This is a genomic window from Pseudolysinimonas sp. (assembly GCF_049651805.1).
GTDB lineage: Bacteria > Actinomycetota > Actinomycetes > Actinomycetales > Microbacteriaceae > Pseudolysinimonas_A.
Genome location: NZ_JBASCU010000026.1, coordinates 1 through 9,261, shown reverse-complemented (window position 1 = coordinate 9,261; position 9,261 = coordinate 1). Strand labels below are relative to the sequence as shown.

The following is a 9,261-nucleotide window of genomic DNA, read 5'->3' as shown; positions in this document are numbered from 1 at the left end:
CTAGACGGTATGTAGTGGCCCTCTTCTGGTGAGGGGGTCGCGGGACGGGGCCTCGCTCACAAAACTCGTGGGTTACCGGGTGGAGGTGGTCCGCCCGGCCTATCCGACAGTTGTGGGAGGCCCCGTGTTTAGTGAGCGTACGAGTGTTGGGCTCGACGTGCACGCCCGTTCCGTCGCGGCAGCGGCGATCGATGGTGTGACCGGCGAGTTGTTCCAGACGAAGCTGCCGCCAGGCAATGACCGGATCCTCGAGTGGGTGCGCACGCTCCCCGGGCCGGTCGCGGTCGCCTACGAGGCTGGTCCCACGGGGTTCGGGTTGTATCGGGCTCTCACGGGTGCGGGGGTTCGATGTGTGGTCGCAGCGCCGTCGAAGCTGCAGCGCCCGTCGGGGGATCGGGTGAAGACCGACGCGAAGGACGCGGTGCGTCTGGCGAGACTGCTGCGGCTGGACGAGGTCACCGCGGTCGCCGTTCCCACGGCCGACCAGGAAGCTGCCCGTGACTTGGTGCGCGCCCGCGAGGATTGCCGTGGTGATCTGATGCGCGCGAGGCATCGGCTCAGCAAACTGCTGCTGCGGCACGGAATCGTCTACGCCGACGGTGCCGCGTGGACGACCAAGCACGACCGGTGGCTCGCAGCCCAGCACCTCACCGGCGCGGCGACGCAGGCCGCGTTCGACGCGGAGTATGAGACCGTGCTGCAGATCAAGGCCCGCCGGGACCGGCTCGATCGGGCCATCGAGACCCTCGCTAACGACAGTGAGTTCACCCCGGTCGTGCGCAGGCTCGGCTGTCTCCGCGGCGTGAGCACCCTGACCGGGTTCGCTCTGGCAGTGGAGATCGGCGACTGGGACAGGTTCACCGGGAACAGCATCGGATCGTTCGTCGGGTTGGTACCCAGCGAGTTCTCCTCTGGCCAATCCCGGGTGCAGGGGCCGATCACCAAGACCGGCAACGGTCATGCCCGGCGGCTGCTCGTCGAAGCGGCCTGGCATCATCGTCCCCGCTACCGCGCGGGCGCCGTCATGCAGGGGCGATGGGAACAAGCATCCGCAGCGGCCCGCGCTCGTGGTGACCTCGGCAACCGCCGCCTCCACGACCGTTGGGTTCGGTTCATCGAGCGCCGCAAACGGTCCACGATCGCGAACGTCGCCGTCGCGAGAGAACTCGCCGGCTGGTGCTGGTCATTGGCAGTGATGGACGACTGACCCCCAAGCTGCTTCGTGGTCCGGCGGCCGGCGACAGCGCGAGGAGCGACCCGCGATTCAACTATGAGCAGCCCGCGCAAGCGGGCGACGCTCGTTCCTAGACACGCGGACCCGCTCCTGCCGAAGAACCGTCCTGCGGTAATCAACCCGCGAATATCAGACTGACCGCGCGTCGCAACGACACGCTCACCGGCCAACCAGACCACGAAGCAAGGGGCGCCGCCCGGGAATGCCGGACGGCGCCTCGCCATGCCCTCTTGACAAGAAGGCACTACATATCAGTTGACCTCGATGGTGAGCGTGCCCGAGGGGTTCGACGTGATTCCGCCGTCGCAGCGTGCGACGTACGTCACCGTCGTCTCGCCGGGATCGCCGAGGTTGATCGTGAGCGACGTCTCGCCGGCAGAAACCGGGTTGCCGCCCGGGAACGTGCCGTTGGTGACGGTGAAGTCGTAGCCCGTCAGCGCGCGGCCACTGGGGCAGCCTGAGTACTCGGGGAAGGTGATGGTGACGTCGCTACCCGAGAGGTGAGGCCCGAACGGCGCCTCCGCCGTGGTCGGCGCCGGCGGGCTCGGGTAGGCGCCGTAGACCCGCACCGTGATCGTCGAGCCCTTGGTGACGTTGCCGGTGGGGTTGAGGCTGTGCACCGTGCCGACCTGGTCGGGGTGGGGGGCGGCGGGGCCGTCGGCCTGGTCGACGACGAGCTCGAGCGCGATGAGGTCTTGCTGCACGTCGGCGAACGGCCGGCCGACGTAGGCATCGGGGTCGATGTTCACCCGGTCGCTGGTTGGCGTGGTCGACGGGGTGGAGCTGGGCGTCGCGTTCGTGTTCGTCGGAGGCGGGGTCTCGCCACCGCCTCCGGTGGGGTTGATCGCGAGGATGATGATGATCGCGACGAGCGCGACCGCGAGCACCGAGACGGCCGCGACGAGGGGCCAGGTCCACGGGCTGCGGCGGCGCTCGGTGGCGGGTTGTTCTCCGGTGCCCACCCCGCCGTTGCCCGCAGGCAGAACGCGGGTCATTGCGCTGGTCGCTCCGCCGCCGGCGCCGAGGATCGACGTGAAGGTGGACTCGCCGCCGGCGATGCCGGGCACGGCCGCAACCGCACCGGCCACGTCGCCCCGACGAAGAGCTTGCGCCGCACGCGCGAGATGGGCTGCGGTCTGCGGTCGATCAGCCGGCTTCTTCGCGATGCTCGTGTAGACGAGGTTGCGCACCGGCTCCGAGACGGTGACCGGCAGCTCGGGTGGCTGTTCGTTGATCTGTGCCATTGCGATCGCGACCTGCGACTCGCCCGTGAACGGCCGCCGACCGGCGAGAGCTTCGTAGGCGACGATGCCGAGGCTGTAGATATCGGTCGTCGGCGAGGCCGCGTGACCGCTGGCCTGTTCGGGCGAGAGGTACTGCACGGTGCCCATGACCTGACCGGTCGCCGTGAGCGGCACCTGGTCGGCGATGCGCGCGATGCCGAAGTCGGTGATCTTCACCCGGCCCTCGGGCGTGATGAGCAGGTTGCCGGGCTTGATGTCGCGGTGAACGAGCCCGGCCGCGTGGGCAGCCTGGAGAGCGGATGCCGTCTGTGCGACGAAGTCGAGCACCTTGTCGGTCGGCAGCACGCGCTCGCGTTCCAGGATCGTCGACAGCGCTTCGCCCGGAACCAGCTCCATGACGAGGAATGCCGAGCCGTCTTCTTCGCCGTAGTCGAAGACGTTGGCGATGCCCTCGTGATTGACGAGCGCCGCGTGCCGGGCCTCGGCACGGAAGCGCTCGAGGAATCCGGGGTCGCCGAGGTACTCGTCCTTGAGGATCTTGATGGCGACGGTGCGGCCGATGACGAGGTCGGTCGCCTGCCAGACCTCACCCATGCCGCCGATCGCGACACGGGAGGAGAGCTGGTATCGGCCACCGAAGGTGAGCCCGCTGGTGGGTCTCATCTGTTCAGCACCGCCTCCATGACCGTTCTGGCGATCGGCGCCGCCAATAGGTTGCCGAACCCAGTCTGCCGATCCTCGAGCACCACGGCGATGGCGACCCGCGGGTCGTCGGCCGGGGCGAATCCCGTGAACCAGAGGGTGTAGGGCTCACCCGGTCCGTTCTCGGCGGTTCCGGTCTTCCCTGCGACCGCAACCCCACTGATTCTTGCATTGTTGGCGACGCCGCTCGACACTCCATCGACCATCATCTGCGCCAGCGTTGCGGCGTTTTCCGGGCTCAACGGTCGCGAGTACTCCTGCGGCTGGAGCGACTCCAGAACCGACAGATCGGGAGCGACGATGCTCTCGACGAGCGTCGGTCGCATGAGGGAGCCGCCGTTCGCGATCGCCGCCGACACCATGGCCATCTGGAGGGGAGTCGTGCGCACGCTGGCCTGCCCGAAACCGGTGAGCCAGGTCTCGGCTTCGCTCTTGGTCTGCGGGTAGCTGCTGGGTTCCGTGGGCATCGGGATGTCGAAGGATTCGCCGAACCCGAACTCCGCGGCCTGGTCGCGAATGGCATCGTCGCCGAGCGCCCCGGCGAGTTGGGCGAACGGGATGTTGCACGACAGCCGGAGCGCGGTCGCGAGCGTCGCCTCGCCCCCGCCGCCACAGTTGCTGTCGGCCGAGTTCGTGATCGGGGTGCTCGTTCCGGGAAGGTCGATCGACGTCGGATTCGGGAAGGTGCTGTCGGGGGTGTACTGGCCGCTTTCGAGCGCGGCGGCCGCGACGACGAGCTTGAACGTCGACCCCGGCGGGTTGAGGTCACCCGAGATGCCGCGGTCGACCAGCGGGTCGGCCGGGTCGGCGAGGAGCGCCTGGTAGTTCGCCTCGACGGCGTCGGGGTCGTGCACGGCGAGGGCGTTCGGATCGTAGGTGGGTTTCGAGACGAGGGCGAGGATGCCGCCGGTCTTCGGGTCGATCGCGACGACGGCGCCGGTGTAGTCGCCGAGCGCGTCCCAGGCCGCCTGCTGCACCACCGGGTCGATCGTGAGTTCGACGGAGGCCCCCTGCGGGTCGCGGCCGGTGAGGATCGCGTTCAGCCGGTCGAGGAACTGGGCGTCGGAGTCGCCGGTGAGGAACGAGTTGAGCTCGCCCTCGAGCCCGCCCGCCGACGGCTGCACGCTGAAGTAGCCGGTGACGGTGGAGTAGATCGGGCCGGCCGGGTACACACGCTGGTAGTTGTAGCGGTCGTCGACCCGTTCGGAGTAGGCGATGGGTTCGCCGTCGACGAGGATCTGCCCGCGCTCGCTCTGGAAGCTGGCGTAGATCGTTCGTGCGTTGCGGCCGTCGGACTGCAGGTTGTCTTGCTGGAAGAACTGCACGATCGTCGTCGACACGAACAGGGCGAGGAACATCAGCAGCACCAGCGTGCTGACCCGGCGGAGTTGCTTGTTCATTCGACGACCAACCTCGGCTGGGCGCGAACGGAGTCGGAGAGCCGCACCAGCAGGGCGACGATCACCCAGTTGGCGACGAGTGATGAGCCGCCGGCCGCGAGGAACGGCGTGGTGAGCCCGGTGAGCGGGATGACGCGGGTGACGCCTCCGGCGACGATGAACACCTGGAGGGCGACGACGAACGCCAGCCCCACGCCGAGCAGTCGGCCGAAGTCATCCTGCCCGGCGAACGCCAGATGGAACCCGCGCGAGACGAAGACCATGTAGAGCACGAAGATCGCGAAGAGCCCGATGAGGCCCAGTTCCTCGCCGAGGCTGGCGATGATGAAGTCGCTTTCGGCGAGCGGGGTGATGTCGGGGTTGCCGCGCCCGAGCCCGGTGCCGGGCAGCCCGCCGTCGGCGAGCCCGAACAGGCCGTTCGCCAGCTGGAAGCTGCCACCGCCCTGGTCGTAGAGCTCGGTGTCGAAGGTGTTGAGCCAGCCGTAGAAGCGACCGCCGACGTACTCGAGGCTACGTGCCGCGATCCAGGCGCCGCCGATGAACAGCGCGGCTCCCAGCACGACCCAGCTTGGCCGGCCCGTCGCGACATAGATCATCACCAGGAACAGCCCGAAGTAGAGCAGGCCGCTGCCGAGGTCACGCTGGAACACGATGACCGCCATCGAGAGGAGCCAGACGATGAGCAGGGGCCCGACGTCGCGCACGCGTGGAAAGGTGAAACCGAGGATGCGGCGCCCGACGATGCTGAGCGAGTCGCGTGCCGTGACCAGGTATCCGGCGAAGAACACGGCGAGGGCGATCTTCGCGATCTCGCCGGGCTGGAAGGTGGCGACGCCGAGCGTGATCCAGGCCTGCGCGCCGTTGACGTTGCGGCCGATGATCGGCAGGAACGGCAGGATGAGCAGCCCGATGGCCACGAAACCGGCAACGAAGCGGTACCGCTGCAGCACCCGGTGGTTGCGGATGAGCACGAGCACAGCGCCGGCCGCGAGCACGGCCATCGCCGACCAGGCGACCTGCCGCACGCCGAAGGCGTCCCACCCGACGAGACCGTGGGCGATGTCGAGGCGGGTGATCTCGGCGATGCCGATGAGGTTGAGCAGCGTCGCGATCGGCACGAGGAACGGGTCGGCATCGGGCGCGACGACCCTCATCGCGATGTGCAGGGCGAGGATGAGGATCGAGAACCCGATCGTCAGGCCGAGTACGCCGGGGTCGACGCGGCCGAGGGCGCCGAGCTCGGCGAGGGCGAGCGCGCCCAGGCCGATCGCGATCGCGAAGAGCAGCATCCCGAGTTCGAGGTTGCGGCGACGCGACGGGGTGCGCAGTCGGATGCGGATGGTCTCGGTGACCGCCGGACCTGCGTGCGCGTCGATCGGCGGGCTCGCGACGATGGGGTCGCTCACGGTTCGGCGCCCGTCTCGGCGAGCCGGTTCAGCCGGTCGAGGATGTCGAGGGCGTCGCGCAGGTCGTCGGCGTTGATGGTCGCCTCGACTTGCTGCCGCTCGAAGGTCGGCAGGTCGTCGGCGCGCACCTCAGAGCTCTGCTCGACTTGCGACAGCGAGATCGGGCCGATGTTCTGCTGCACGCCCTGGAAGATCGCGACGGTGCCGTCGTCGGCGACCCCGACGTAGTAGTGGGTCTGGGTCCACTGGTAGGCCAACGCGGCCGCCGCGACGATCGCCGCGATCGCCACCGCAACCACGACGAGCCAAGTGATACGTCGCCGGTTGGCTCGGCGCCGGTCTTCTTCGATGAGCTGCTCGAGAAACTCTTCGCGTTCGGGCTCGAAGTGCGCGTCTTCGGGCGGGGTCGACTTGAGCGGATGCAGCAGCAGAGTGGGCAGGCGAATGGGGCGCCGCTCGTCTTCCGCGCCGTCGAACATCAGGGGCGCGGCCGCCGAGCCCACGAACCCGGCGGGTTCCGCGGCGTCCGGAGCGGCATCCACGCCGTCGATGTCGGCGATCACCACGGTGACGTTGTCGGGCGCACCGTGGTCGAGGCTCTCTTTCACCATGCGGTCTGCGGCGTCCTGCGGGGAGCGCACGCCGCCGAGAATGGTGCTCAGCCGCTCCTCGGAGACATAACTCGACAGCCCGTCGGAGCACAGCAGCCAACGGTCGCCGGGCTTCGTGTCGAGGATCTTGGTGTCGATCTCGGGAGCCGCATCGACATCCCCAAGTACCCGCATCAGCACCGAGCGGCGCGGATGCACGGCGGCCTCTTCGGCGGTGATGCGCCCGGAGTCGACGAGTCGCTGCACGAAGGTGTGGTCGGCGGTCACCTGCTCGAGTTCGCCGTCACGGAACAGGTAGATGCGCGAGTCGCCGATGTGGGCGAGCGCGACCTGGTCGCCGACGCGCAGGATGCCCGACACGGTCGTGCCCATCCCGGTGAGTTCACTGTGCTCGAAGACGGTCTCGGCGAGCAGGGAGTTCGCCGCGATCATCGCCGACCGAAGCGCCTCCTCGGCATCCTCAGCGACCGAGTAGTCGGTGTCGGCTTCCGCCAGACGCTTGGTCGCGATCGCCGAGGCCACGTCGCCGCCTGCGTGGCCGCCCATCCCGTCGGCGACGATGAAGAGGTGCCGCCCCGCGTACCCGGAGTCCTGGTTGTTCGACCGGATCTTGCCGACGTGCGAGACGGCCGCACTGAGCGGGGTGACGGTCACGCGCTACCGCCGCAGTTCGAAGGTCGTCGTGCCGATCGTGACCGGCGTTCCCGGCGGAACGGCCGTCGGGAGCGTCACCTGGGTGCCGTCGAGGAACGTGCCGTTCGTCGAGTCGAGATCTTGGATCACCCAGTTCTCGTCCCACAGCATCAGCCGGGCGTGGTGGGTGGAGGTGTAGTCGTCGCGGATGACGAGACCCGACTCGCTCGAGCGGCCGATGGTGAGCTGCTCGGGCGGAAGGTCGATCTCGACGCCCTCGCGCGGGCCTGACGTGATGACCAGGCGCGTCGGGGTGGCCGCGCTCGCCGCCGGTTCGGCGCGGGCGACCGGTTCCGTCGCGGGCTGGGGAGCGGATGCCGTGGGTGGCGCTGTGGGGGCGGCTTGGGGGGCGGCGGGCGCGGGCGCGACCATCCGCCGTGCGCGCTGCCCGAACAGGTCGGAGCGCAGCGAGTAGATGACGAAGAAGACGAAGCCCCACAGCAGCAGCAGGAAGGCCAGCTGCAGCACGAGAAGGGTGAGTTCGCTCATCCGGGCCTACCGCAGATCCGAGAACTGGTCGACGTCGGCAGCTTGGGCGAGCACTCGGAACACGATACGGGTGCGGCCGATATCGATCACCGAATCCGCCGGAAGGGGGGCCTTTGTCACGGGTTGTCCGTTGAGCTTCGAGCCGTTGGTCGACCCGAGGTCGTTCACCTGGCCGCGCGTGCCATCCCAGAGGATCTCGACGTGCTTGCGCGAGGTGCCCGAGTCATCCACGGTGATGTCGGCTTCGCTGCCGCGCCCGATCACGGTGCGCGCCTTCTTCAATGGGTAGCGCTTGCCGCCGATGTCGAGCACCGGGTTCCAGGCGATCGCACCCTTCACGTTCTGCGAGTCGATGCCCACGGTGCCCTCGGTGACGCCGGCGTCGTGCTGCAATTCGATCGAGATGCCGCCGGCGAACGAGTAGCGCTGCGCCGTGGCGTGCTGCTGGAGGAGCTGGGTGAACTCGTCGATGAGTGCCGGGCCGAGATTCACCATGCGCTCGAAGTCGTTCTTCGCGAGGCGCACCGTGAAGCGATTGGGAACGAGGATGCGGTCGCGCGCGACGACGGCGGCCTTCGTGTCGAGCTCCCGGCGCAGGGCCGCGGTCACCTCAAGGGGCTGCAGACCGCTCTTGAAGGCCTTCGCGAACGCGCCGTTGACGACGCGTTCGAGCCCCTTCTCGAAGCTGTCGAGGATCCCCACGCGGCTCCTTCGGATGGCAGACGGCACCCCATTTGGGGACCGGTACGGTCACTCGATGTTAGTCGGCGAGGCCTCGGAAGCGGATGAGAGCCGTACGGGCTGACCAGACGGGCGCGTCGTGATACCGTTGCGGTCGCGCGCGAGTGGCGGAATTGGCAGACGCGCTGGCTTCAGGTGCCAGTACTCGCAAGGGTGTGGGGGTTCAAGTCCCCCCTCGCGCACACGAAGGCCCCGGCTCGTCCGGGGCCTTTCTAGCTCCCGGGCGAGCCTTCTCGAGACGGACCTTGGCGTCCTGGCCCGATCCCGATCGGGGCGGGGTCACGCGCCCACCATGCGGCGAAAGTTCTGAGCGTCGCCATAGCGGGTGATGCCGTCTCGGGCGATGTCCGCGAGGACCTGATTGCGATCAGCACTGTCACGGATATCGTCGCTGCGCAGGATGAGCGGCCGAGTGTCATGGCCCGTCCACGTGGTGACGTCGTCCGTGAGCGAGGCGACCTCGTCGAACATCGGTTCGGTGACCTCGCCGTCGAATGATGCGGCTCAACTCGAACGTCCATCGGTGGATCCAGGCTTAGGGCTATCGAGCGCGCGCACGCGCAGTCTCGAGAGCCCGCGCAACCGCTTGACAAGCTCTGGATCGCACCATCTGCCGTAGTGCCTCACGTCAAGATGCTCGCGAAAGGTGGGTGCGTGCCTCACCGGGTTTTGCTCGCGAGATTCCGGCGCTGAGCGCGGTGGTCTTGGCAGCGGCGAGGTGGATCAGGCGGGTTTGGATCG

The 9,261-nt window shown here is 68.4% G+C and carries 8 protein-coding genes and 1 tRNA gene; 2 read left to right on the top strand and 7 right to left on the bottom strand.

The window, feature by feature from the left end; genetic code table 11:
• Window positions 1-124: 124 nt before the first annotated feature.
• Complete coding sequence (locus WBL06_RS06425) at window positions 125-1,207, top strand: IS110 family transposase (RefSeq protein ID WP_424455151.1); 1,083 nt, start codon at window positions 125-127, stop codon at window positions 1,205-1,207.
• Between the two features lie 278 nt (window positions 1,208-1,485).
• Here the strand turns inward: WBL06_RS06425 and WBL06_RS06420 are convergent, their stop codons facing one another.
• From WBL06_RS06420 to WBL06_RS06395, 6 genes are read right to left on the bottom strand one after another with little or no spacing between them, the layout of a single operon-like run.
• Window positions 1,486-3,141, bottom strand: coding sequence for a serine/threonine-protein kinase (locus WBL06_RS06420; RefSeq protein WP_424455150.1), 1,656 nt, complete (start codon window positions 3,139-3,141; stop codon window positions 1,486-1,488).
• Entirely contained in the window at window positions 3,138-4,580 is a 1,443-nt protein-coding gene (locus WBL06_RS06415) for a peptidoglycan D,D-transpeptidase FtsI family protein (protein WP_424455149.1), read from the bottom strand. Before WBL06_RS06415 ends, WBL06_RS06420 begins: the two co-directional genes overlap by 4 nt.
• Complete coding sequence (locus WBL06_RS06410) at window positions 4,577-5,986, bottom strand: FtsW/RodA/SpoVE family cell cycle protein (protein WP_424455148.1); 1,410 nt, start codon at window positions 5,984-5,986, stop codon at window positions 4,577-4,579. The genes WBL06_RS06415 and WBL06_RS06410 overlap by 4 nt, the downstream gene beginning before the upstream one ends.
• Window positions 5,983-7,251, bottom strand: coding sequence for a PP2C family protein-serine/threonine phosphatase (locus WBL06_RS06405; RefSeq protein WP_424455147.1), 1,269 nt, complete (start codon window positions 7,249-7,251; stop codon window positions 5,983-5,985). The genes WBL06_RS06410 and WBL06_RS06405 overlap by 4 nt, the downstream gene beginning before the upstream one ends.
• Before the next feature lie 3 nt (window positions 7,252-7,254).
• The gene (locus tag WBL06_RS06400; protein ID WP_424455146.1) at window positions 7,255-7,779 is read right to left on the bottom strand and encodes an FHA domain-containing protein FhaB/FipA; all 525 of its coding nucleotides are present in this window, start codon (window positions 7,777-7,779) and stop codon (window positions 7,255-7,257) included.
• Between the two features lie 6 nt (window positions 7,780-7,785).
• Entirely contained in the window at window positions 7,786-8,481 is a 696-nt protein-coding gene (locus tag WBL06_RS06395) for an FhaA domain-containing protein (RefSeq protein WP_424455145.1), read from the bottom strand.
• Window positions 8,482-8,618: 137 nt separating this feature from the next.
• On the opposite strand from WBL06_RS06395, the gene WBL06_RS06390 reads away from it, so the two are divergent.
• Window positions 8,619-8,702 (top strand) — tRNA-Leu (locus tag WBL06_RS06390).
• A gap of 97 nt (window positions 8,703-8,799) precedes the next feature.
• Here the strand turns inward: WBL06_RS06390 and WBL06_RS06385 are convergent.
• The gene (locus WBL06_RS06385; protein WP_424455144.1) at window positions 8,800-8,991 is read right to left on the bottom strand and encodes a hypothetical protein; all 192 of its coding nucleotides are present in this window, start codon (window positions 8,989-8,991) and stop codon (window positions 8,800-8,802) included.
• Window positions 8,992-9,261: the final 270 nt, after the last annotated feature.